Below are 23,034 nucleotides of genomic sequence, written 5' to 3'. Positions count from 1 at the left end.
GGTTGGCGGAATTATGGCCGCCTTAAGGAAGCGGAAGGGGCTGGTTAAGACCTCCGGCCTATGCCCGGGGCGTGGGGCTCAGGAGCCGGTGCGGGCGGCCCGCCGCCCGCGGCGGCCGAGGGTGCGGCGCAGCCGGTGGCCGCGGCGTTCGCCGTGCCCCGCGCGCCCGCCGTCCAGCGCCAGCCAGACGCGCACCTCGGTGCCGCCGAGGACGGAGCGGCCGAGGCGCACGTCGCCGCCGGTGGATTCGGCCAGCCGGCGCACGATGTCCAGACCGAGGCCGGTGGAGCCCTGGCCGGCTTCGGCCGGCCCCCGGCCGCCGCCCGACCAGCCGCGGCGCAGTGCCGCGTCGGGGTCGGCGATGCCCGGACCCGCGTCCGAGACCAGCACGATCACGGCGTCCTCGGCGTTGTGGACGTCGACCGCGAAGGCGGTGCCCTCCGGGGTGTGCCGGAAGACGTTGCCGAGCATCGCGTCGAGGGCGGCGGCGAGGTCGGGGCGGGCGACCGGGATGCGTACCGGGCGGTCCGCGCCGGCGACGCGGACCGTGCGGCCCTCGTCCTCGGCGAGCGCCGACCAGAAGGCCATCCGCTCCCGGATCACCTCGGCGGCGTCGCAACCGGCCGCGGCGGCCGCCTGCCGGGTGTGTGCCTGCTGCTCGCGGGCGGTGCGGATGATCTGGTCGACCTCGCGCTCCAGTTGGGCGACGGCCGCCCGGGTCTGGTCGGCGTCCGGGGTGTCGCCGAGCGAGGCGGCGTTGAGCCGCAGCACGGTCAGCGGGGTGCGCAGCCGGTGCGAGAGGTCGGCGGCCAGTTCGCGTTCGTTGGCGAGCAGTTGGACGACCTGGTCGGCCATGGCGTTGAAGGCGGCGGCCGCCAGCCGCAGTTCCTTGGGGCCGTCCTCCGGAACGCGTACGCCGAGCTTGCCCCGGCCGAGGTCGTGGGCGGCGTCGGCGAGCCGCTCGGCAGGCCGCACCATCCGGGTGCCGAGCCGGTCGGCGACCGCGACCGAGCCGATGACCAGCGCGAGTCCGACGGCGGCCAGCACGGCCCAGGAGGTGGTGACACCGTTGGTGAGCGCGGCGTCGGGCACGAAGACCTCGACGACCGCGACGCCGGAGGCGACCGCGGTGGGCTGCAGGAGCGAGGAGCCGCCGGGGACCGGCGAGATGGAGGCCCGGCCGAGCCTGGCGGCGGCCGCCACATCGGCCGGGGCGGCGCGCCGGGCGCCGATCTCGGCGGGCTTGCCGTTGCTGCCGTTGGCGGGGACGTGGACACCGATCCGGCCGCCGGCGCCGGTCTCGGCGCTGGCGACGGCCCGTTCCAGCTGGGTGCGGTCGGTGGTGATGGCGAGCACCGGGCCGATGGTGGCGGCCTGCCGTTCGGCGCTGCCGTAGGCGCGGTCGCGGGCCAGTTCCTTGACGACGAGTCCGAGCGGGACGGCGAAGGCGACCACCACCATCGTGGTGACCGCCAGCGCCACCTTGACCAGGGCCCATCTCACCGCGGAGGCTCCAGCTTCACACCGACCCCGCGCAGGGTGTGCAGGTAGCGGGGCTTGGCCGCGGTCTCGCCCAGTTTGCGGCGGAGCCAGGACAGATGGACGTCGATGGTCTGGTCGTCCCCGTAGGACTGCTGCCAGACCTCGGCGAGCAGTTCCTTGCGGGACACGACGACGCCCGGGCGGCCGGCGAGGAAGGCCAGCAGGTCGAACTCACGGCGGGTCAGGTCGAGTCCGGTGCCGTCGAGTTCGGCCTGACGGCGCAGCGGGTCGATGGACAGGCCGCCGACCTGGATCACTCGTGAGGGGGGTTCCGCGCCCGCCGCGCCGGCCCGGGAGCGGCGCAGGACCGCCGTCATGCGGGCGGAGAGGTGCTCGACGGAGAACGGCTTGGTGAGGTAGTCGTCGGCGCCGTCGTTCAACAGCCGTACGATCTCGGCCTCGTCGTCCCGGGCAGTGGCGATGATCACCGGGACGTCGGTGATCCCGCGCAGCATCTTCAGCGCCTCGCCCCCGTCCAGGTCGGGCAGGCCGAGGTCGAGGATGACCACGTCGAAGCCGACCTGGGTCACCTCGCGCAGCGCCTCCAGGGCGGTCCCGACGCTGCGCACCGCATGGCCGGCGTCGGTCAGATGCCGGATGAGGGCCGAGCGTACGAACTGGTCGTCCTCGACCACGAGCACACGTGCCATGGGCGGCACCGTACGCCATTCGAGCGCTTTCCTTTACCGGGGATTGACACCGGAACGGGGCGGTCCGCCGCGGTGGAGCGGCTGCAACAGGGCGGGCGGGTGGTGCAGTATGAGCCGAATGCAACGAGGACTGGTTCACGCGGCGGCCTGGACGCTGGCGACCGGCGCCGCCGTCACCCTGTCGTGGTTCGGGGTGCACACCGTGCTGTCCGGCACGGCGTACGACGCACCGCGGGCGCTGTCGCTGTCCGACCAGGTGGGCGCCTCGGCGGCGGACGGCGGTGCCGCCCCGCAGGTCTCCTCCACCCACCGCCCCAGACCGTCCGCTTCGTCGAGCCCGTCCCCCACCGCCTCCCGGTCCGCGAAGTCGGCCACGCCGTCCCACAGCGGCCGCGCACCCACCCGTCGCCCGGCCGGCACCCCGTGGAGCGGCGCGGGCCCGAACTCGGACGGCGAGGTCAAGAGCTACTCCACGGCGGGCGGCCGGGTCGTCCTCGACATGGGCGGCTCCTCCGCCGAGCTGGTGTCGGCGACGCCGAACTCGGGCTGGGAGATGCAGGTGTGGAAGCAGGACGGGTGGATCCGGGTCGACTTCTCCGGCAGCGGGGCGCACACCTCGGTGTTCTGCACCTGGAACGGCCATCCGCCGATGGTGCAGACGACCAACAACGGGACCTGACGGGCCCGGTCAGTCGAAGGTCTTGGCGGGCGGGGCCGGGGAGGCCACCGCGGTGGCGTCGGTCACCGGGGCGGCGCCGGCGGTGAAGTCCCGCAGCGCCCGGCCGTGTTCGACCCGCGCCGCCTCGGGGTCGGTCGCCGCGCGCCGGGTCAGTTCGGCGAGCGGCAGCGCCGTGTCGGAGGCCAGCAGGACCGCGTTGCCGAAGCGCTTGCCGCGCAGCACGGCCGGGGCGGCGGTGAGGCAGAGCTCGGGGAAGACCGTGGCGACGGTGGCGAGCTGGCCGCGCAGGAAGCGCAGCGGCGGCCCGTCGGTGAGGTTGGCCGCGTAACCGCCGCCGGGCCGCAGCGCCCGGCGGACGTCCGCCACGAACTCGGTGCTGGTCAGGTGCGCGGGAGTGCGGGCGCCGCCGAAGACGTCGGCGATGATCAGGTCGGCCCAGCCGTCCGGGACCTTGGCCAGGCCCGCGCGGGCGTCGCCCCCGCGCACCCGTATGCGCCAGCCGCTGTCCAACGGCAGCTGCCGGCGCACGAAGTGGACGAGCGGCTCGTCGATCTCGACGACCTGCTGGGTGGACCGGGGACGGGTCGCGGCGACGTAGCGGGCGAGGGTCAGCGCGCCGCCGCCCAGATGGACGACGCGCAGCGGCTTGCCGGGCGGGCCGGCGAGATCGACGACGTGGCCGAGCCGGCGCTGATAGGAGAAGTCGAGGTGGGCCGGGTCGTCGAGGTCCACGTGGGACTGCGGGGCGCCGTCGATCAGCAGCGTCCAGCCGCGCGGCCGGTCCCGGTCGGGCCGCAGCTCCGCGACGCCGCCGTCCACCGTCTCCGTGACGGCCTCCACCGCGCCGCGCCCGCGCCCGCTCCTCGCCATGCGACCAGTATGACCGGTCCCCCGGACGGCCTTGTCCGCTGGTCGGAGCGGTGCCGCCGGTCGCCTGCGCAGGGCACAGTGGCGGACCACCCGCGACCGAGGCCGGGGCGGTCCGCCGACTGCACATCACGACCCACGCCGGTCCGATGGGGTGCCGGACCGGCTGGCGGGTCACCTGTTGATGCAGACGTTCCCGAAGGCCGGGTTCAGCAACGCGACCACGTTGATGCTGTTACCGCACACGTTGATCGGGATGTTGATGGGAACCTGGACCACGTTCCCGCTGAGGATGCCCGGGGAACCTGCTGCGAATCCGGCGGCGTTGGCACCGCCCCGGTGGTTGTAGAAACCGCGGTGTTCGTAGCCGAAGTTACGATTGAAGCCACCGTTGTGGTGACGGCCGTGGCCGAACCGGTTGTGGTCACCGCGATTGCCGTGGTGACCGTCACCACTGGCAGATGCGACGCCCGCGCCACTGACCACCAGGGTGCAGCTGGCCGCGGCCATCGCGGCGGTCTTGACAAACCGCTTCATCCCATTCTCCTTTCAGTTCGCGAATGGGGCACCCGGTCATAACGAACGAAATACGTCAGGGATGCGGGCGTTCCCTCTTCCGTGAAATGCTTAGCCCTTTCGGCAGTAATCGTTAACTCCACTGGCAGCACCCGGCCCGGATACCCACTCCTCGCATTCCGCCGTTCGGGATGCCCGGCCGGGGTCCGGGCGTGCCTCCCGCGGTTTCCAACATGATTTCTGTCAGAGTGCTCTCCTGTTTGACTGATAGAAGTCGGAGAGGAAGACATGCGGAAGTCGATGGACCGCACGGGGCGCGGCGTCGGGTGCGCGCTGGCGTCCTTGGCATTGTCGGCCGCACTGACTTCGGCAGCCGCCGCACCGGCCCCCGGCGAATCCGCGCGCATTCCTCTCGGCGAGCGCTTTCACGTGACCCAGCACGGCGGGATCGCGCGGGCGGCCAACTCGGCGATCACCTGCGGCCGGCGCGGGGACCGCGCGGCCGCCTCGTGCGCCGCGGCCCAGCACGGCGGCGCCGGCACCAACGGCCGCTACCGGATGCGGTACATCGACGTCGACTCCGACCGGCGCACCGACAACTCCAGCACCGCGGAACTGGCCGTCCCGGCCGGCTCCCGGGTCAGCTACGCCCGGCTGTACTGGGGCGGCAACCTGCGGGCCGGCCTGCGGAAACCGGCGAGGAGCAACGGCCGGGTGCTGATCGCCGCGCCCGGCGGCCGGTACCGGGCGCTGCGCGCCGACACCCTGACCGGCCACCGCACGACCTCCGCCACCGACGGCTACCAAGCCTCCGCGGACGTGACCCGGCTGGTGCGCCGGAGCGGCGCGGGCGCCTACACGGTGGCGCAGATCGACGCGGCGAGGGGCCGTTCCCGGGCCGGCGCCTGGGGCGGCTGGACGCTGGTGGCTGTGTACGAGAACAAGAAGGAGCCGCTGCGCCGGCTCGCGCTGTGGGACGGTTTCGAGCGGCCGGGCCGGGCCCGCCGCGCGCTTTCGGTCCGTATGCAGGAACTGCGGATCCCGGCGCATTCCCACGGGAAGGTCGGTGTGGTGGCGTATGACGGGGACCGCGGAACGGGAAAGGAACGGCTCCTGGTACGGGCCGACGGGCACCACCCGTACGCCCTGCGCGATGGCGCCAACCCGTCCCAGGACGTGATGAATTCGACGATCACCGAATTCGGCCGGGACTCCGTCCGGAAGCCCGCCTACCGCAATACTCTCGGGCTTGATTCCGATGTATTCGACCTGTCGCCGGCGCTGCGTTCCGGCGCCGATCGGCTCAATTTCCGCTTCACCGCCCGCAATCCGGGATATCTGCTCGGCGCGTTCTTCGTCCAGGCCGACACCCGGCGCTGAGCCGTACTCCCCCGGAATTCCGGGAGCGCCTTGGGCGCGCACCGACCGGTCCACCAGGAGTCCGCAGAGAGTTCCGTCCGCTCGGAATCAGGGGAGCAGTGCGTGCCGGCACAAGACCTGCCGTACCGGAAGCGGCCGGAGCGCGCGGACGTACCGCACGCCGCCCGGGTGCGGCCCCCGTCGGCGGCCCCCCGGCCGCCGGCCGCCGCGGTCCACCCGCCGCGCGGGCCGGCCCGCGAGACCCTGCCGCCGCCCCGGCCCTGCCGCGGCACCCGGCCGGGAACCGTCCTCGCGCTGGCGGCCGCCGACTGCCTGGCGACCGCGGGCGCCGCGCTGCTCCTCCCCGGGCCCGGCACGGCGCCGGCACTGCTCGGCGCCCTGCTGCCGCTGCTGCTCGCGCTGCACGCGCACGCCGGGCTGTACCGCCCCGGCCCGGCCCCGGCCGCGCTGGGCGATCTGCCGGCGCTGCTGGGCCGGGCGGCCGCCTGCTGGTGCGCGGCGGCCGCACTGCTCGCCGGCGTACGCCCCGAACGGGCCCTGCCGCCCGTCCTGCTGGCGGGCGCGGTGGCCGCCCACACCGTGCTGGCCTGCTACGGCCGGGCCACGGTCTACCGGGCACGCCGCAACCTCGCCCGCCGCCGGCCGCGCGCCGCGCTGATCGTCGGCACCGACCCCGCGGCCCGGCAGCTGGCCGCCGTGCTGCTCGGCCGTCCCGAGTACGGCCTGGAGCCGGTGGGCCTGGTCACGCCCGCGTCGATGCTGCCCGCGCCGCCCGGGCCGGCCGGTGCCGCACCGCCGCTGCCCCGGCTCGGCTCGCCGCAGGACATCGCCCGCGCCGTCATCCGGCACACCGTGCGGGACGTGGTGTTCACGGTGTCGCCGTACGCCGATCCGCACACCGCCGCGCTGCTGCGCAGCTTCGTCGACCAGGGGTCGGCCGTCTGGCTGGCCGGTGCGGCGGCCGCCCGCGAGGGCAGCCCGCCGCACCGGGAGACCGACCACCTGTGCGGCTTCGCCTGCCGGCGGCTGGACACCGGGCCGCCGCGGCACGGCAGCCGGGTCAAGCGGACGCTGGACGTGGTGGTGGCCGCGGTCCTGCTGGCGGCCACGGCGCCGCTGCTGCTGGGCTGCGCCCTGGTGGTGCGGCTCGCCCACGGGCCGGGCGTGCTCCACCGGCAGGAGCGGGTCGGCCGCGACGGCCGCACCTTCACCCTGCTGACGTTCCGTACCGGGCGCCGCCGCGACGGCGACGGGGACGGGGCGGCGGTGGACGGCGCCGCGACGAGCCGGCTCGGGCGGCTGCTCAGCCGTATGTCGCCGGCCGGACTGCCGCAGCTGTGGAACGTGCTGCGCGGCGACCTCAGCCTGGTCGGGCCGCGGCCCGAGCGCCCCGGCGCCGTCCGGCAGGCGGACCGGCACCACCCGGAGTACGCCGCCCGGCTCCGGATGCCGCCCGGCCTCACCGGGCTTGCGCAGGTGCACGCGCGGCGCGGCGGCCTCTCCGCGGAGGACCGCGTCCGCCTCGACAACCTCTACATCGACAGCTGGTCGCTGTGGCAGGACCTGCGCCTCGTGCTGCGCACCGCGGGCTCGCTGTTCCGGCCGGTGCGCCGGTGAGCGCGGGCCGGGCCGGCACCGCCCTCCCCGTGCGGGTCCGCCGGGCCCCTCCTCCGCTCGTCCGCCCGTCGCCGCCGTCAAAGGAGAGCCCGCCCATGCCCGACGCACCGGCGCCGCCGCGCGCCGCCGCGCCCGTACCCGCCGCCCGCCGGGCCGCCCCGCCCGGGGCGCTCGCACTCCCCGCACCGACCCCGATCCCAGGAGGCATCGGATGAAGGTTCTGCATGTCATCACGGGCCTCGACATGGGAGGCGCCGAGCAGCAGTTGCGGCTGCTGCTGCGCCGGCTGCCCGCGCAGTGCGAGGTCGTCACCCTGACCGGCCCCGGCCAGGTCGCCGAGGGCATCGAGGCCGACGGCACGCCCGTCACCCACCTCGGCATGTCCGGGAACCACGACCTGACCGCGCTCCCCCGCCTGACCCGGCTGATCCGCGCCGGCCGCCCCGACCTCGTCCACACCCACCTCTACCGGGCCTGTGTCTACGGGCGGGTCGCCGCCCGGCTGGCAGGCGTACGGACCGTGGTCGCCACCGAGCACTCCCTGGGCGACGCGGTCATCGAGGGCCGCCGGCTGACCCGTGGCGTCCGTGCGCTCTACCGGGCCACCGAGCGGCTGGGCGCGGCCACGGTCGCCGTGTCCGACACCGTCGCCGCGCGGCTGCGCCGCTGGGGCGTGCCCGAGGAACGGATCCACGTGGTGCCCAACGGCATCGAGGCGCACCGCTTCGCCTTCGACCCGGCCGCCCGCGCCCTGGTCCGCGCCCGGCTCGGGCTGCCGGTGGACGCCTTCGTGGTCGGCGGCGCCGGCCGCCTGGTGCCCGGCAAACGGTTCGACGTCCTCGTCCGCGCGGTCACCCAGCTCCCCGGCGTGCACCTGCTGCTGGCCGGCGAGGGGCCCGAACGGGAGACGCTGCGGCGGCTGGCGGAGCAGTTCGGCTCGGGCGACCGCATCCACCTCCTGGGGGTCCGCGACGGCGCGGTCGACACCGGGCACGGCGGCCGGGCCGGGCCCGCGGGCGACGGGGCCGACATCCCCGGCCTGCTCTCGGCCATCGACGTCTTCGTCTCGCCGTCCCCGGAGGAGGCGTTCGGGCTGGCCGTCCTGGAGGCACTGGCGTCCGGCCTGCACGTGCTCTACGGCAGCTGCCCGGCGGTCGACGAACTGCCGCAGGAACAGGCGCCCGGCGCCCGGCGCTTCAGCCTCGGCGTCCACGAACTGGCCACTTCCCTGCGGGAGTTGCGGCGCGAGGGCCCGGGGCGGCTGGCGGTGCCGCCGGTCGTGCGGCGCTACGACATCGCCCGCAGCGCCGAGGCGCTGACGGGCGTGTACGAGCAGGCGCTGGCCGCCGCCCCGGCTCGCCGGCGCCGGCCCGCGCCGGTCCCCGCCCCGGTCGTCCAGGCCCACCCGTCCGGCGTCGTCGCGCTGCCGGACCCGGCCCGGTCGCCCGCCCCCTCCCAGCTCTCCAACCGGTAGGCGGCGCCATGTTCCAGAACCTCAAGAAGCAGGCGGCACGCACCCGTTCACTTCGGCTGCCCCGCTGGTGGCCGCTGCCGCTGTGCGCGCTGCTCGGCGCGGCCGGCGGCGCGTCGTACGGGCTGCTCGCCCCGCCGTCGTACACCTCGACCGGCTATGTCGTCGTGACGCCCGCGAAGGACTCCGACCCGGCCGGCGCCCTCGGCTTCGCGCAGGCGTACGGGCGGATGGCGACCGGCGGGGCGGTGCTCGCCGAGGCGCACCGGGCCTCCGGGCTGCCGCTCGGCGCGCTGCGCGGGATCCGCACGACGACCGAGCCGGACGCCCCGGTCATCGAGATCACCGGCACCGCGCGGAGCCCGCACGCCTCGGCCGCGCTCGCCGACGCGGTCGCCCGCGCGCTGACCCGCACCGGCAACCGGACCGCCACCCGCACCGGCGCCCACCTGCTGGCCCTCGCCCCGACCGCGGGCCCGGCCGACCCGGTGTCGCCGTCCGTCCCGCTGTCCACCGGGACGGGCGGCTGCGCGGGCGGGCTGCTGGGCGGACTGCTGCTGCTCGTACGGCGGCGGGGCCGCTGGGAGACGGACCGCGGGGCCGGGCGGCCGGGGGTGATCCCCGCCCCGGCGCACGGCGCGGTCGCCTCGGGGGCCGTACCGGCGGCGGAGGGCGCCGTGCGGTGACGGCCCCGCCCCGGGACCGCTCCGCACGCACCGCAGCCCCCGCACGCACCACACCGCACCGCACGATCAGAAAGCGCAGGACAATCCCATGTACGACCTCGTGGTGGTGGGCGCCGGCCCCTACGGACTCTCGATCGCCGCGCACGCGGCCGCGGCCGGACTGCGGCTGCGGGTCCTGGGCCGCCCGATGGCCTCGTGGCACGACCACATGCCCGCCGGCATGCTCCTGACGTCCGGCCCCCGGACCTCCAGCCTCTCCGCCCCGGGCGGCCGGCACACCCTCGCCGAGTACTGCGCCACCCGCGAACTGCCCACCGGGGACGGTGTCCCGCTGCCCCTGGACACCTTCACCGCGTACGGCAGCTGGTTCGGTGAGCGGGCGGTGCCGCAGGCCGAGGAGGTCACCGTCACCGCCGTCCGCCCGGACGGCGACGGCTTCCAGGTCCAGGTGGACACCGGCGAGCGGATCGCGACCCGCACCGTCGCGCTCGCGGTCGGGGCGGTGCCGTTCGCGCACCGCCCCTGGCCGCTGCTCGAACTGCCCCCGGAACTCGCCTCGCACAGCAGCGACCACCACGACCTGAGCCGCTTCGCCGGCCGGGACGTCGCGGTGATCGGTGCCGGCCAGTCCGCGCTGGAGACCGCGACGCTGCTGGCCGAACACGGCGCCAGGCCCTGCGTGGTGGCCCGGACCGGCCGGCTGCACTGGGCCGCCCCGGCGCGTCCGTCCGGCCGCGGCCGGCTGCGCGCGCCGCGCTCCGGACCCGGCACCGGATGGACGGACTGGGCCTGGTCGCAGGCGCCCTGGGCGGTGCGCCGGCTGCCCCCGGCGACCCGGCTGCGGCTCGCCGGGACCGTGCCGGGACCGGCCGGCGCCTGGTGGCTGCGGGAACGCTTCGAGTCGCAGGTGCCCGCGCTGCTGAGCCACCGGGTCCGGAGCGCGGCCCCGCACGGCGACGGGGTCCGCCTCCACCTCACCCGTACGGATGGCCGCGCCGACACCCTCGGCGTCCACCATGTGGTGGCGGCCACCGGCTTCACACCCGACGTGGGACGACTGCGGCTGCTGCATCCGCGGGTGCGGACCACCCTGCGCACGGTGGGCGGCAGCCGTGCGCCCGAGCTGAACCCGTGCTTCGAATCGTCCTGGCCGGGGCTGTTCTTCGCGGGCCTGCTCGCCGCGCCGTCGTTCGGCCCGTCGATGCGCTTCGTGCACGGCACGGCGTTCACCGCCGCGCGGCTGCTGCGCGGCGTGCAGCGGCGGCTCGGCGACCGGCGCGGCGCCCCCACCATCCCCCGCCCGGCACGGAACGGCACGCCCGCCGCCGTCAGCGGCCCGGTGCCGGACACCGCCCCGGAGGAGACCTCGGCGGACGAACCCGCCCGCTGAGACGCGGACTCACTGGCAGCGGTCGACCGCCGCGATCGTGCGCGCCGCCTCACCGAGCGCCGCGCGCAGCACGGCCGGGTCGGTGGCGGCGGCGCCCGCGCCCTCCGGTGGCACCAGCCAGCCGGTGCCGGTCACCGGGGGCTCCGGCGTGACCCCCTCACCGCACAGCGCGCCCAGCGGGAGGCCCCGGCCGGAGGTCCGGGTGCAGGCGCTGCCCGGCAGGTCCCAGCCGTCGGCCGTGCCCGCGGGCACCACGAAGCCGAGGGTGTCGCAGGCGCCGTCGTGCAGCACGGGGCCGACACCGTCCCGCAGCCGCAGGATGTCGACGGCCTCCAGCCCCTGCCGGGCGGGCACCGTGACGACGTCGCAGGGCTGTGCCGGTACCGCCGGCACCCCGCCCGGGACGGTCTTCTTCCGCCGGCCCCCGGCCTGGCCCGCGGACCCGTTGCCGCCCCTGCTCACGCCGGTCTCCCACACGGAGAACCCCTCCTCCTGCATGTGCCGCACCCTTTACACCGGGTTCAACGGTCAGGCGTGTCAACAGCTACGGCGGCGTAACGCTGCAAAGGATGGCAGTTCATGGCAGATCGCGCGCGAGATATCCGATATGTAGCCAAACTGTGCGTATCGGAGCCGTCACAGCCGGTACGGTCGTCCCCGCCGCACCGCCAGGAGGCGGCATCGCCACAAGATGGCACGGAGAGGTTCCGCCATGGCGTCGCCAACAGCTCGATCAGCGTCGTCCCGCACCGTACCCGCCCGACCGAACACCGCTTTCCGGCAGCTGCGCGGCCGGCTGTCCCCGGGCGAGTTCGCGGCGGCGGTCCGACGGGCCGCCCGTGAGATCGGCGAGCAGGTCTCGTGCGACGCCCGCTATGTGGGCCGCGTCGAGTCCGGGGAGATCCGGTGCCCGAACTACGCCTACGAACGGGTGTTCCGGCACATGTTCCCCGGGCTGACGCTGCCCGACATGGGCTTCGCGCCGCGCGAGGCGGTACGCGGACGGGGGGCGCGTACGGCGGCGGTCAGCGCCGCGCGCCTGGCGATCGAACCCGACAACCGCGATACCTGTATCCAGATCCACGAGGAGAGCGACGTGCTGCGTCGCGCGTTCATCACCGGCGGCCCGGCAGCAGCCCTGGGCTTCGCCGCACTGCACCCGATCGAGGCCGCTGCCGCCGCCGCGTCCCCCCATCTGCCGGGACCGCGCACACCGGCCGTCGGCCGGGCCGGCGCGGCCGAGGCCACCGCCGTGGAACAAGCCGTACGCCGGATCCGGCTGCTGGACGACCGGCACGGCGCGGAGGGCATCTACCGCCGCGCCACCCAACCGCTGCGCGCCGCCTACGAGCTGCTGGAATCCGACGTACGGCACCGCTCGGTGTCCGACCGGCTGCACTCCGGGGCCGGTGAACTCGCCATCACCGTGGGCTGGTTGGCCCACGACTCGGGCCGCTTCGACGACGCCCGCTCGCACTACGCGGAGGCCCTGGCCACCGCCCGGGTCTGCGGCGACGCCGCCCTGGAGGCGCACGCCTTCTGCAACACGGCCTTCCTCGCCCGCGACGCCGGCCGGCCGCGCGAGGCGGTGCGCGCCGCCCAGGCCGCCCAGCAGGCCGCCAAGCAGCTCGCCTCGCCCCGGCTGCTGTCGCTGCTGGCGCTGCGCGAGGCGGGCGGCTGGGCGGGGCTGGCCGACCGTTCCGGCTGCGAGCAGGCACTGGCCCGCGCCGAGCGGCTGTTCGCGGCCGGGTGCCGGGACAGCGACCCGGAGTGGATGACGTTCTACGGCGAGGCGGAGCTGGCGGGCCTGGAGGCGCAGTGCTGGTCGGCCCTGGGTGACGCGGAGCGCGCGGCGGATCACGCCCGGCGGGCGGTGGCACTGCAGGATCCGCACTTCACCCGGAACATCGCCCTGTTCACCGCGGAACTCGCGGGCGACCTCGCGGACAGCGGCGCGCCGGAGGAGGCCGCGATGGCCGGTATGCGGGTGCTGACGCTCCTGGAGCAGGTCCGCTCGGCCCGCATCCGTACGATGCTCGACGGCACGGCCCGTACGCTGCGGCCGCACCGGCACCACGGCCCGGTAGCCGCCTTCCTGGAACGGCACGCGGCGTCGGCCGCCGCCGGGGCCGGGCCGGTGGACCCGGGCCCCGCGGACTGAACCGGCCGGGAGCCGTCAGCCCAGGTGGCCGGTGTCGTTCCAGCGCTCGATGGCCGGCTCGCCGTAGGCCCAGCCGAGCACCGACAGGGAGGTCGGCTCCAGCCGGATGCGGGCCGCGAAGGAGATGTCCAGGCCCAGCCAGCGGGCGCCGAGGGCGCGCAGGATGTGCCCGTGCGCGAAGACCAGCACGTCGCGCTCGGCCGACCGCGCCCAGGCGACGACCTCGTCGGCCCGTGCGGAGACCTCGGCCAGCGTCTCGCCCTCGGGCACCCCGTCGCGCCAGATGAGCCAGTCCGGCCGGCCGGCCTTGATCTCGGCCGGCGTCAGCCCCTCGTAGGCGCCGTAGTGGAACTCCATCAGCGCGTCCCACTCCTGCGCCCGGTCGCCGAAGCCGGCCAGCTCACAGGTCTCCTTCGCGCGGACCAGCGGGCTGGTGCGGACCTCGACGCCCGGCAGGCCGTCCCAGGGGGCGTGGTGCAGCCGCTCCCCCAGCAGCTTGGCGCCGCGGCGGCCCTCGTCCAGCAGCGGGATGTCCGTACGGCCGGTGTGCCTGCCGGAAAGAGACCACTCGGTCTGCCCGTGCCTGGCCAGGAATATGCGCGCTGCCATGGGTCGTACCTCTCGCCGATGTACTCGGCCGATCGTTTGCTCGGTGCGGGCGGCGTTGACCGCGGGACCTCCATTCTCCCGCACCGGGCGGGGGCGCCGGGGACGGGTGGGGCGGGCGCGGGGGTCCGCGCCCGGCGGCAGGGTTTCCGCCCCCTCCCCGGCGGCGATTCGCGGCCGGGCCCCCGTCGTGTCAGTGCCGGATGCGAGACTTCGGCAGGTGAACGTTTCGCGTGACAGTCGACCCGCGTCGGCCGCTTCTCCGGGGGAGCTGCCGGCGCCGACAGCGAGCCCGCCGCAGGGGGCGGTCCCGGCCGGCGTCAGGTCGGTCCGGCTCACGGAGCTGCGCGGGGCCGGGGTGCGGCCCCGCCCGCTGGACGCCCGGGCGCTCGCCGCGCTGGCCGCCAACCCGGGCTGCCGGCGCCGTGCGCTGCTGGACGGCGCGGGCGTCGACAAGGCCGCGCTGGCCAGGGCGTTGGGGGCGCCCGCGGCCTACGGGCAGTCGCAGTTCGCGATCATGAGGGGCCATGCGTTCGAGGCCCGGGTGAAGGCCGACGGCGGCACCGAGCTGCTGCGGCTGCTGCACGAGCGCCTCGCCCCGGGCTCCGAGCCCCCCGCGCCGGACGCGGTCGCCACTCCCGACCTGTCCGCGGCCGGCCCGGAGGGCAGGGCGGCGCGTACGGCGCTGGCGCTGCGCGCGGCGACCGAGGCCGGCGACTGGGCGCTGCTCGACCATCCGATGCTGGCCGTCGAGGTGGCCGGCTCGCCGGCGTACGTGGAGCCGGACGCGGTCGTGGTGCATCCGGACGGCAGCTGGACGGTCGTCGAGATCAAGTCCTTCCCGATGATCGACGGTTCGGCGGACGCCGCCAAGGTGGGCGCGGCGGCGCGCCAGGCGGCGGTGTACGTGCTGGCGCTGGAGCCGGTCGCCGGTCACGTCGCCGCGCGCACCGGCCGTACGGTGCGGGTGCGCGACCGGGCGCTGCTGGTCTGTCCGAAGGACTTCTCCAACCTCCCGACGGCCGCGGTGGTCGACGTCCGCAAGCAGCTCGCCACGACCCGGCGGCAGCTGGCCCGGCTGACCCGGGTCGAGGAGATCGCCGCCGCGCTGCCGGCGGACACGACGTTCGACCTGCGGCTGGCGGACGACGGGAGGACCGCGACCCGGCCGGCCGAGGAGCTGGCCGAGGCCGTCGAGGCGGTCGACGCGGCCTACGCCCCCGAGTGCCTGGCCGCCTGTGAGCTGGCCTTCCACTGCCGCACGCGGTCGCGGCAGCAGGGCGCGGTGGAGGCGCTGGGGCGCGGTGTGCGGGGCGAGTTGGGCGGGCTGCGCACGGTCGAGGAGGTGCTGGCGGCGGCCGCGGAGCCGGCGGCGGCACCCGGCGAACCGGAAGGACCTGAAGGCCCGGACGACCCGGCCGTGCTCGCGCTGCGCCGGGCCGCCGCGCTGCGCGCCGAGGCGCTGGCCGGCGCCGCCGTACCGCCCCCGCGGACCGAGGAGCCCGGATGTCACTGATCGATTCGCTGGCCAGGATGGAGGCGGTGGCGGCGGGCCGCGCCCGCCCGCGGTGCACGGTCCGGCACCGGCACCTGTCCGAACGCCCCCTGGTCCTGGTCCCGTTGACGACCGCCGGTGAGGCCGGCGCCCCTCTGGGCGCGCTGGTCGGCACGGACCGGGAGAAGCCCGTGCTGCTGGCCGTCCCGCAGCCGCGCGACCGCGACCTGCGGTTCGCGTTCCTGGCCGAGCTGGCCGAGACGATGCTGCCGTACGTGGACGGCTTCGCGGACGACGTGGAGTGGGAGGAGCGCAAGGAGACCGACCCGGAGACCGGCAAGAAGGTCCCGGTGCAGGTCGAACTGTGCGCGGACGCCCCGCAGCTGATCGTGCCGAGCGCCGGCGGCATCGAGTTCGTGCGGCTGCTGGGCCGCTCGATGCGGTTCCGGCGGACGGCCGAGCAGGAACCGGCGGCGCCGTACCCCGCGCCGCCGCACGTCCCGCTGCTGGGCCGCTGGCTGACGCACTTCGGCGAGCGCGCCCGGGTTCCCGGCGCCGGCCTCCTCGTATCCATGACGGGCCTGCTGACCCGCCACTGGGCGACCGGGCAGAGCGCGCTGGAGGACCAGCACCTGGGCGCCCTGCTCGCCTGGATCGACCCGCCGGCGGGCCTGTCGGGCCAGGAGGCGGCCGAACGCGCCGAGTCGGCGCGGGACGCGGACGGGCAGTTGCGGTGCCCGCCGGCCGGCCCGGCCACCGACCCGGCGTTCGACAACCGGCTGCTCGCACCGGCGATGGCCCGTTACGACGCCGGGCTGCCGGGTGCCGAGGAGGAGTTCCGGGCCTTGGTCGAGGGGCAGTTGCGGCCGACCTGGGACGCGGTGTGGCGCGGTGTCGACCTGCTGCGCACGCTGCCGGAGGGCGCCCGGGTCGCCGACCGCTGGAAGCGCGACCGCTGGTCGTACACCGCGCACCGCGACCGGGTGCGCGCCGGTGAGCCGCCGCAGCCCAAGCGGGACGACGCGGTCACCGCCGCGCAGAAGCTGTCCGCGCGGGAGACCGCACAGGCCCAACTGGACGCGCAGGAAGCCCTGGACGACCCCCTGGTGATGGCGGGCCGCAGGCTGGCCGGCGAGGCGTTCCGGGGCACGGTCACCGACGTGGAGATGGCGATGTCGGAGGGCAAGCGCCCCATGCCGCGCCCGCTGGTCACGCTCCGCACGGACGACCGCCCCCACCTGTCGCAGGGCGCCAAGCTGTACCGCCCGCTGGCCGACGGCCGGACCCAGTCCGCCGAGTTCGTGGCTGCCCCGCTGCCCGAAGGGCGTGCGCGGGACCCCCACGCGGACGGGGAGCCGGGGACGCTGGTGGTGCGGCTGACGGGCGGGATGGGGCGCGGCAGGACGCCGGAGGCCGGTTCGGTGCCGGAGCCGGGCGAGGCGGTGTGCTGGACGCTGTTCGAGCACGCGCCGCGCGGCGGTCCGGAGCTGCCGGCCCCGGAGGACACGCCCTGGACGCACGGCGGCCCGCCCCCGTCCGCCGGGGAGGCGCCGCCCGAGACCCCCGACCCCGTGACCGCGGAGGACTTCCTGTGACCCCCGCCCGCCCCTCGACGAGCCCGGAGCGCACCGCCGTATGACGGCCATCCAGGACCCGTACGCGACCGGCCCCCGGTCCGCCTTCGACCCCGCCGCGGCGGCCACCGCGGCCACCGACGCGATCCTGCACGACACGCTGCACGGCACCCGGCGCGGCGTGGTCGTCGACTCCCCGCCCGGCGCCGGCAAGTCGACGCTGGTGGTCCGCGCGGCCCGGGAACTCGCCGCCGCCGGGCGCCCGTTGATGGTGGTGGCGCAGACCAACGCCCAGGTCGACGACCTCGTGCTGCGGCTCGCCGGGAAGGACCCCGAGCTGCCGGTGGGCCGGCTGCACAGCAGCGAACCGGGCGCCTTCGACCCGGCGCTGGCGGAGCTGCCGTCGGTGCGTACGTCCGCCAAGGTCGCCGATCTGGCCGGGCTGGACATCGTCGTCGCGACGGCGGCGAAGTGGGCCTACACCAAGGTCGAGGAGCCCTGGCGACACGCCATCGTGGACGAGGCGTACCAGATGCGGTCGGACGCGCTGCTGAGCGTGGCCGGGCTCTTCGAACGGGCGCTGTTCGTCGGCGACCCGGGCCAGCTGGACCCCTTCAGCGTCGTCGGCGCCGAGCAGTGGGCCGGTCTGACCCACGACCCGTCGACCAGCGCGGTCGCCACCCTCCTGGCGCACAACCCCGACCTCCCGCAGCACCGCCTGCCCGTCTCGTGGCGGCTGCCCGCCTCCGCGGCGCCGCTCGTCTCCAGCGCGTTCTACCCGTACACACCGTTCCGCAGCGGCACCGGGGACGGGGACCGGCGGCTGGCGTTCGGTGTGCCGGGGGACGGCTCGGGGGTGGACCGGGTGCTGGACGAGGCGGCGGAGTCCGGCTGGGGCCTGCTGGAGCTGCCCGCCCGGCACACCCCGCGGACGGATCCGGAGGCGGTGGGCGCGGTGGCCCTGGTGGTGCGGCGGCTGCTGGACCGCGGTGGCGCGGCGACCAGCGAGCAGTCCCCGGAGCCCGTGCCCCTGACGGCGGACCGGATCGCGGTCGGCACGGCCCACCGCGACCAGGCCGCGGCCGTCCGCACCGCGCTCGCGGGCCTGGGGGTGCGGGACGTCACGGTGGACACCGCCAACCGCCTGCAGGGCCGCGAATTCGACGTGACGGTCGTCCTCCACCCGCTGTCCGGCCGGCCCGACGCCACCGCCTTCCACCTGGAGACCGGCCGGCTGTGCGTGCTGGCCTCCCGCCACCGCCACGCCTGCATCGTGGTCTGCCGCGCCGGCGTGACCGACCTGCTGGACGAGCACCCGTCGACCGACCCCGTGCGGCTGGGCGTCACGGTCAAGTTCCCGGACGGCTGGGAGGCCCACCACGCGGTACTGGCGCACCTGGAGGAACACCGCGTGCGGTGGCGTCCCTAGCCGTCCGGCCGGGGCGGAGCGGGCGCGGGCGCGCCCGGCCGTCGGGGGCCTACTTGCGCGCAGCGGGACAATGGAATGCGGCACACGATCTGGAGGTACGTACATGTCCGAGCCGCGACCGGCTCCCGACCCACGCGGTGCGGCGCCCCGACCACGGCGCATGAAGCCCGCGCAGCTGCTCTTCGAGCCGCCCGAGGCCGTTGCCGACCCCGAGCACTTCTTCGACCTGGAGTCGATAGAGGACCCGCGCGAGCTGCTCAGCCGGGCCACGGAGCTGACGCTGGCCTTCCGCGCCGCCGCCGACCGCGCGACGGAGTTCCAGGCGCTGGCCGCCGCCCAGCTGGCCGACCCCAGCCGGTTCGACCGGCTGCCGCTCGCCGCGCTCGCCGAGCAGGCGGAGTGGACCGAGGACTACGCGCAGAAGATGGTCGAGTTCGGCCGCAGTCTGCTGCGGAGCGGCAGCGGCCCGCTGGGCGACATGGACTGATCCCGCGCCCCGCCACCCCCGATCCCACCTGTCACATTCCTCCCGTCGACCTCACACGCCTTGCTGCGGCTCATGGGCCACGACCATGAGCCGCTGGCATATGCGAGGCGGGCAAGATACTGGGTCCCGCGACCCGCTGTCCCGATTTCGGGCAAGGAGCCAAGTCGGTACGTGTCGTATCGGTAGACCTGTCCCCATGAGCGACTGGCTGCCCGAGACCCCCCGGACCCCGGACTTTCCCCCCACGTGGGGGCACCTCCCTCGCCCTTCAGGCAGTGAGGGAGTCACCCTCGCGGGCGCCGACTGGCTCGCCACGGCCGCTTCCCGTCCGGACGAGCTGCACGCGCTCTGGGCCCGGCAGCCGGCCGCGCCGAGCGTGCTGCCCTGCGGCACGGCGTTCGACGTGATCAACGCCCCGGCGCTCTTCGGGCGGCGGATGGTGGACCGGCTGTGGTCCGACGGCCCCGGCTCGGGCCCGGTGGCGGCGCACCGCGGGCGGCTGCTGCTGTTCGCCGCCCCGGGCACCGCCCAGCGGCTGCCCGCGCTGCTCGTCTGGGAGGAGTGGGCGGCGGCGGTCCCGCCGCTGCTGTGCCACGGCACCGGCGACGCGGTGACCGTCCCGCCGCTGCACCCGCACCCCGGGACCGGCACCGCCGGCGCCCGACCTGCGTACACCGACACCCCGTCCGCGTACGGCGTCCCGGCGGCCCCGCCCGCCGACCCGGCCGACCTCACGTCGCCCGGCACCTCCCGCTGGCTGGTCGCGCCGGACGTCCGCGAGCCCTGGCTGCCCGGGCCCGACATCCTGCTGTGGGCCTGCGTCAGGGCGGCCCGCCCGACGGCCGGGATGCAGCGGGAAGCCGCAGCTCAGCCCCCGGTTTCGGCGCTGGCGCAGGGCTGAGACAAACCGATTTTTGCCCTCCCCGATCAGGATGCTAATGTTTTCCCCGTCAGCAGGCGCCGCTAGCTCAGTTGGTTAGAGCAGCTGACTCTTAATCAGCGGGTCCGGGGTTCGAGTCCCTGGCGGCGCACAGACAGTCGAAGGCCCCCACTCCGGTGGGGGCCTTCGTCGTGTCGTCAGCCGCGGCCGACCTTGACCGCCCAGTCGCCGTCGCTCGACCGGCCCGCGACCTGGATGCGTACGCCGTCCTTCACGTCGTCCATGCTCTCCCCGACGCCCAGCGGCGCGTCCGCGAGCGGCGGGTAGACGGAGGTGCCCCAGCAGGCGGACGTGTCGGGATGCCCGTCGAGGACGTGCACGGGCCCCGAGCCGGAGGGGGTGTCGCTCTGCACGCGGTAGACCAGGACCCCCTCGGTGCACAGCGCGCGGTCGTTGCCGGCGGCCGTGCGCGCCTCGATGGCCAGCGCGCTGTCCGGCCCGGTCCGGACCACCAGGAGGCGGGGCCGGCGCTGGCTGCGGGGCTCCTTGGGGGCGCCCAGGGTCCGGAGGCTGTGCAGGGTGGGGTCGGTCAGATCGACGCAGTCAACCTGGTTGTCGGCGATCCAGCCGAGCTTCCACTTGTGCCAGGCGAAGGGGTCGGGCGCCAGTCCGAACTGGCTCCCCATGAGGTCCCAGTCACCCACATGGATGTCCCAGTCACCCTTGCGCCCCTGCGGGCGGTGGTAGAGATCGGGCAGATCGAAGACATGTCCGGTTTCGTGGGCGAGGACATTGCGGTCCGGTGGGCTCTGCTCGAAGACGGTGACGAACCGGCGCAGATCCCGGTCATCGGCGTGCATCGGCTGATCGAGATTGACCACTTTGGTGGCGTCCGCATCCACGCCCGGCGCATCCGGATCGGCGACGAAATAGACCATGTCGTAGCGGCTGAAGTCCACCGACGGATCCGCCGCGGCGACCGCGTCCCGCAGGTAGTCCGCCCGCCGCGCGGAGTCCCAGTCGCGCCGTATCCCGTACGCGACCGACGTGCGCGGCATCTTCACCCAGGAGCGGTGCACGTGCGGGCGCAGCCGGAACCTGCCGTACGAGGCGCGCGCGAAGAACGTCGAGGTGGCCGGGAAGTAGTCGCGGGAGAGTTGCTGCGGGGAGGCGGCCGGGCGGGAGTCCGGGAAGGACAGGTAGATCAGGACCGCGTCGAGCGGGCGGTCCGGCCGGGTGTAGGAGCCGTTCCAGCTGTCCAGCCCCTCGGAGTGGTGGACGTCGGTGCGGCCCAGCGCGCAGGAGAGGGCGGCCTCGGAGGCGGTGGCGGGGCCGGCGACGACGGACGTCGCGACGAGCGCGCTCAGGGACGTGACGACGGCCGCGAGGCGCCGCATGCGGCGGCGATGGTCAACCCCGTCGACTGTCCGGGCACGCGGCACACATACCTCCAGGGACGGATTCGGAGACCTCATCTACCCTGTGGCGATTTAATGCTATTCGTCCTGTTTCAAAGGCCCAGACGAGTGACCGGCGCGTCTCGGTCGCGCTGTAACGGAAAGTCACAAACGACCAAGGGGGCATTCGGTACGAACAGAGTCGGGCAGAAATGGCTGAAGTTCCGTCATGCGTGCCGACGATCACGGCTGCGTCGCTGGATCGGCCGTCGTGCCAGCCTCTATGATCGCCACACTTTCCAGCGCGAGAAGACCCCTCCATCACGAGACCAGCGCCATGCGGGAGCGAGCAGTGAGCGGACACCCCGAGAGCCCAGGCCGCACCCCCGGAGCGACACTGCCCTCAGTGACGGAGCGTAACGGTACGACCAAAGAATCCGCCGAGGTGCGGCCCGCCCCCGCGGGCCGCCGCGACGACGCCGCCGCCTCGCTCGGCGACTACCGCGCGGCCTTCCACGCCGGCCGCCTGGCGATGGCGGTGCTCAACCGCGACGGGCTGGTGCTCGCCGCCAACCCGGCATTCGGCGAGCTGGTCGGCGCCGGCCCCGAGGAGCTGGTGGCCGCCACCGCGGCGGACCTCACCGACCTGGGCGCCGACCCTCGGGTGTGGACGGCCTACCGCGAGGTGCTGTGCGGGCGCAGCGACCGGCTGCGCTGCACCCGCCGCCTCAAACACCCCGAGGGGCACTCCGTATGGGTGGAAGTGACCGTCGAGCCGTTGACCCCGGAACCGCTCAGCGGTGAGGAGCGGATGCTGCTGTCGGTCGCGGACATCAGCGACCGGCACGACCTGCTGGCCCGGCTGCGGCATCTGCAGATGCACGACCCGGTCACCCGCCTGCCCAACCGGGCGCTGTTCTTCGAGCGGCTCTCCGCCGCGCTGGAGACGGCCTCCTTCGATCCGGCCGGCACCGGCCGGATCGGGCTGTGCTACCTCGACCTGGACGGCTTCAAGGCCGTCAACGACACCCTCGGGCACCGCGTCGGCGACCGGCTGCTGAGCGCGGTGGCACAGCGGCTGACCCGCTGCGCGGAGGGCACCGCGGACCGCGGGACCGGCCGGGGCGAGCACCTGGTGGCGCGGCTCGGCGGTGACGAGTTCGCTCTTCTGGTGGAGCACTCCACCGGCACCGACCAGGTGGCCGAACTGGCCCAGCGGGTCCTCGACGCGCTGCAGCGCCCGTTCGACCTGGCCGGGCAGCGGCTGTCGGTCTCGGCGAGCATCGGCGTGGTGGAGCGGACCGCCACCGGCACCACCGCGACCGGCCTGATGCAGGCCGCGGACACCACGCTGTACTGGGCCAAGGAGGACGGCAAGGCCCGCTGGACGCTCTTCGACCCCGAGCGCAACGCCCACCGGATGACCCGGCAGGCGCTGTCCAGCACGCTGCGGCCGGCCGTCGACCGCGGCGAATTCACCCTGGAGTACCAGCCGCTGGTCGGACTGGGGGACGGCCGGGCGCAGGGCGTCGAGGCCCTGGTGCGCTGGCGGCACCCGCAGTTCGGGACGCTGGCGCCGAATCGGTTCATCGCACTGGCGGAGGAGAACGGCGCGATCGTCGAACTGGGCCGCTGGGTCCTGGAGCGCGCCTGCCACCAGGCGCGTGCCTGGCAACTGGCGCACCCCAGCGACCAGCCGCTGTTCGTCAGCGTCAATGTGGCCGTACGTCAGGTGTGGGACTCCGACCTGGTCGCGGACGTCGCCGGCATCCTCGCCGAGACCGGGCTGCCGCCGGAGCTGCTGCAACTGGAGCTGACCGAGTCCGCGGTCATGGGGTCGGCCGGCCGGCCGCTCCAGGCCCTCCAGGCGCTGAGCGACATGGGCGTACGGATCGCCATCGACGACTTCGGCACCGGCTACTCCAACCTCGCCTACCTCAGCCGGCTGCCGGTCTCCGTCCTCAAGCTGGACGGCTCCTTCGTCCGCGGTTTCCGCTCCCAGGAGCACCCGAACCCGGCGGACGAGATGATCGTCGAGGCGCTGGTCGCGCTGGCGCACCGGCTGGGTCTGACGGTCACCGCGGAGTGCGTGGAGAGCGCCGAGCAGGCGGAGCGACTGCGCCGGATCGGCTGCGACACCGGGCAGGGCTGGCTGTACTCCCGGCCGGTGGCGCCGGACCGGGTCGCGGCGCTCTTCATCTAGCGTC

At 75.3% G+C, this 23,034-nt stretch carries 20 protein-coding genes and 1 tRNA gene; 14 read left to right on the top strand and 7 right to left on the bottom strand.

Going from position 1 to position 23,034, the window contains the following annotated elements:
* Positions 1-78 precede the first annotated feature (78 nt).
* Positions 79-1,503, bottom strand: coding sequence for a sensor histidine kinase (locus SL103_RS05330; protein ID WP_069567610.1), 1,425 nt, complete (start codon positions 1,501-1,503; stop codon positions 79-81).
* Positions 1,500-2,192 (bottom strand): response regulator transcription factor, encoded by a 693-nt coding sequence (locus SL103_RS05325; protein ID WP_069567609.1) that lies wholly within the window; start codon positions 2,190-2,192, stop codon positions 1,500-1,502. Before SL103_RS05325 ends, SL103_RS05330 begins: the two co-directional genes overlap by 4 nt.
* 118 nt (positions 2,193-2,310) lie before the next feature.
* On the opposite strand from SL103_RS05325, the gene SL103_RS05320 reads away from it, so the two are divergent.
* The gene (locus SL103_RS05320; protein WP_069567608.1) at positions 2,311-2,871 is read left to right on the top strand and encodes a hypothetical protein; all 561 of its coding nucleotides are present in this window, start codon (positions 2,311-2,313) and stop codon (positions 2,869-2,871) included.
* Between the two features lie 9 nt (positions 2,872-2,880).
* Here the strand turns inward: SL103_RS05320 and SL103_RS05315 are convergent, their stop codons facing one another.
* On the bottom strand, positions 2,881-3,741 hold the full coding sequence (locus SL103_RS05315) for a spermidine synthase (protein WP_069567607.1): 861 nt from the start codon (positions 3,739-3,741) through the stop codon (positions 2,881-2,883).
* A 171-nt stretch (positions 3,742-3,912) separates the two neighbouring features.
* Positions 3,913-4,275, bottom strand: a complete 363-nt coding sequence (locus SL103_RS05310) for a chaplin (protein WP_069567606.1) — start codon at positions 4,273-4,275, stop codon at positions 3,913-3,915.
* 408 nt (positions 4,276-4,683) lie between these two features.
* Here SL103_RS05310 and SL103_RS05305 point away from each other — a divergent pair, with 408 nt between their 5' ends.
* The 5 genes from SL103_RS05305 (at position 4,684) to SL103_RS05285 (ending at position 10,798) form a co-directional block, all read left to right on the top strand.
* Positions 4,684-5,634 (top strand): hypothetical protein, encoded by a 951-nt coding sequence (locus tag SL103_RS05305; RefSeq protein WP_244303846.1) that lies wholly within the window; start codon positions 4,684-4,686, stop codon positions 5,632-5,634.
* Positions 5,635-5,736: 102 nt separating this feature from the next.
* Positions 5,737-7,251 (top strand): sugar transferase, encoded by a 1,515-nt coding sequence (locus SL103_RS05300; protein ID WP_244303845.1) that lies wholly within the window; start codon positions 5,737-5,739, stop codon positions 7,249-7,251.
* A 211-nt stretch (positions 7,252-7,462) separates the two neighbouring features.
* The gene (locus tag SL103_RS05295; RefSeq protein WP_069567604.1) at positions 7,463-8,725 is read left to right on the top strand and encodes a glycosyltransferase; all 1,263 of its coding nucleotides are present in this window, start codon (positions 7,463-7,465) and stop codon (positions 8,723-8,725) included.
* Positions 8,726-8,733: 8 nt separating this feature from the next.
* Positions 8,734-9,408 carry a hypothetical protein gene (locus tag SL103_RS05290; protein ID WP_069567603.1) on the top strand — a complete coding sequence of 225 codons (675 nt, stop codon included), beginning with the start codon at positions 8,734-8,736 and terminating at the stop codon, positions 9,406-9,408.
* An 88-nt stretch (positions 9,409-9,496) separates the two neighbouring features.
* Positions 9,497-10,798, top strand: coding sequence for an NAD(P)-binding domain-containing protein (locus tag SL103_RS05285; protein WP_069567602.1), 1,302 nt, complete (start codon positions 9,497-9,499; stop codon positions 10,796-10,798).
* Positions 10,799-10,807: 9 nt separating this feature from the next.
* On the opposite strand, the gene SL103_RS05280 is transcribed toward SL103_RS05285, so the two are convergent.
* A complete protein-coding gene (locus SL103_RS05280; RefSeq protein ID WP_069567601.1) occupies positions 10,808-11,296 on the bottom strand; it encodes a hypothetical protein in 489 nt (162 codons plus the stop codon).
* Between the two features lie 214 nt (positions 11,297-11,510).
* Between SL103_RS05280 and SL103_RS05275 the strand changes: the two genes are divergently transcribed.
* Entirely contained in the window at positions 11,511-12,959 is a 1,449-nt protein-coding gene (locus tag SL103_RS05275; protein WP_069567600.1) for a transcriptional regulator, read from the top strand.
* A gap of 15 nt (positions 12,960-12,974) precedes the next feature.
* On the opposite strand, the gene SL103_RS05270 is transcribed toward SL103_RS05275, so the two are convergent.
* Complete coding sequence (locus tag SL103_RS05270; RefSeq protein ID WP_069567599.1) at positions 12,975-13,568, bottom strand: histidine phosphatase family protein; 594 nt, start codon at positions 13,566-13,568, stop codon at positions 12,975-12,977.
* A 217-nt stretch (positions 13,569-13,785) separates the two neighbouring features.
* Here SL103_RS05270 and SL103_RS05265 point away from each other — a divergent pair, with 217 nt between their 5' ends.
* The 6 genes from SL103_RS05265 to SL103_RS05240 all read left to right on the top strand — a co-directional run bounded on the left by SL103_RS05265 (position 13,786) and on the right by SL103_RS05240 (position 19,581).
* Positions 13,786-15,081 carry a hypothetical protein gene (locus SL103_RS05265; protein WP_069567598.1) on the top strand — a complete coding sequence of 432 codons (1,296 nt, stop codon included), beginning with the start codon at positions 13,786-13,788 and terminating at the stop codon, positions 15,079-15,081.
* Entirely contained in the window at positions 15,072-16,655 is a 1,584-nt protein-coding gene (locus SL103_RS05260; RefSeq protein WP_069567597.1) for a hypothetical protein, read from the top strand. The genes SL103_RS05265 and SL103_RS05260 overlap by 10 nt, the downstream gene beginning before the upstream one ends.
* A 40-nt stretch (positions 16,656-16,695) precedes the next feature.
* The gene (locus SL103_RS05255) at positions 16,696-18,063 is read left to right on the top strand and encodes an AAA domain-containing protein (protein WP_069567596.1); all 1,368 of its coding nucleotides are present in this window, start codon (positions 16,696-16,698) and stop codon (positions 18,061-18,063) included.
* Positions 18,064-18,166: 103 nt separating this feature from the next.
* Positions 18,167-18,550 (top strand): hypothetical protein, encoded by a 384-nt coding sequence (locus tag SL103_RS05250; RefSeq protein ID WP_069567595.1) that lies wholly within the window; start codon positions 18,167-18,169, stop codon positions 18,548-18,550.
* Positions 18,551-18,746: 196 nt separating this feature from the next.
* Positions 18,747-19,451 (top strand): bifunctional DNA primase/polymerase, encoded by a 705-nt coding sequence (locus tag SL103_RS05245; protein WP_069567594.1) that lies wholly within the window; start codon positions 18,747-18,749, stop codon positions 19,449-19,451.
* A gap of 56 nt (positions 19,452-19,507) precedes the next feature.
* Positions 19,508-19,581: transfer RNA gene (locus SL103_RS05240), tRNA-Lys, on the top strand.
* Positions 19,582-19,627: 46 nt separating this feature from the next.
* Here the strand turns inward: SL103_RS05240 and SL103_RS05235 are convergent.
* Positions 19,628-20,827 carry a M6 family metalloprotease domain-containing protein gene (locus SL103_RS05235; protein WP_069567593.1) on the bottom strand — a complete coding sequence of 400 codons (1,200 nt, stop codon included), beginning with the start codon at positions 20,825-20,827 and terminating at the stop codon, positions 19,628-19,630.
* Positions 20,828-21,233: 406 nt separating this feature from the next.
* On the opposite strand from SL103_RS05235, the gene SL103_RS05230 reads away from it, so the two are divergent.
* Positions 21,234-23,030 carry a putative bifunctional diguanylate cyclase/phosphodiesterase gene (locus SL103_RS05230; RefSeq protein ID WP_069567592.1) on the top strand — a complete coding sequence of 599 codons (1,797 nt, stop codon included), beginning with the start codon at positions 21,234-21,236 and terminating at the stop codon, positions 23,028-23,030.
* Positions 23,031-23,034: the final 4 nt, after the last annotated feature.

It is taken from the genome of Streptomyces lydicus, from assembly GCF_001729485.1.
Lineage (GTDB): Bacteria > Actinomycetota > Actinomycetes > Streptomycetales > Streptomycetaceae > Streptomyces > Streptomyces lydicus_D.
This window is presented reverse-complemented; position numbering and strand designations above follow the sequence as displayed.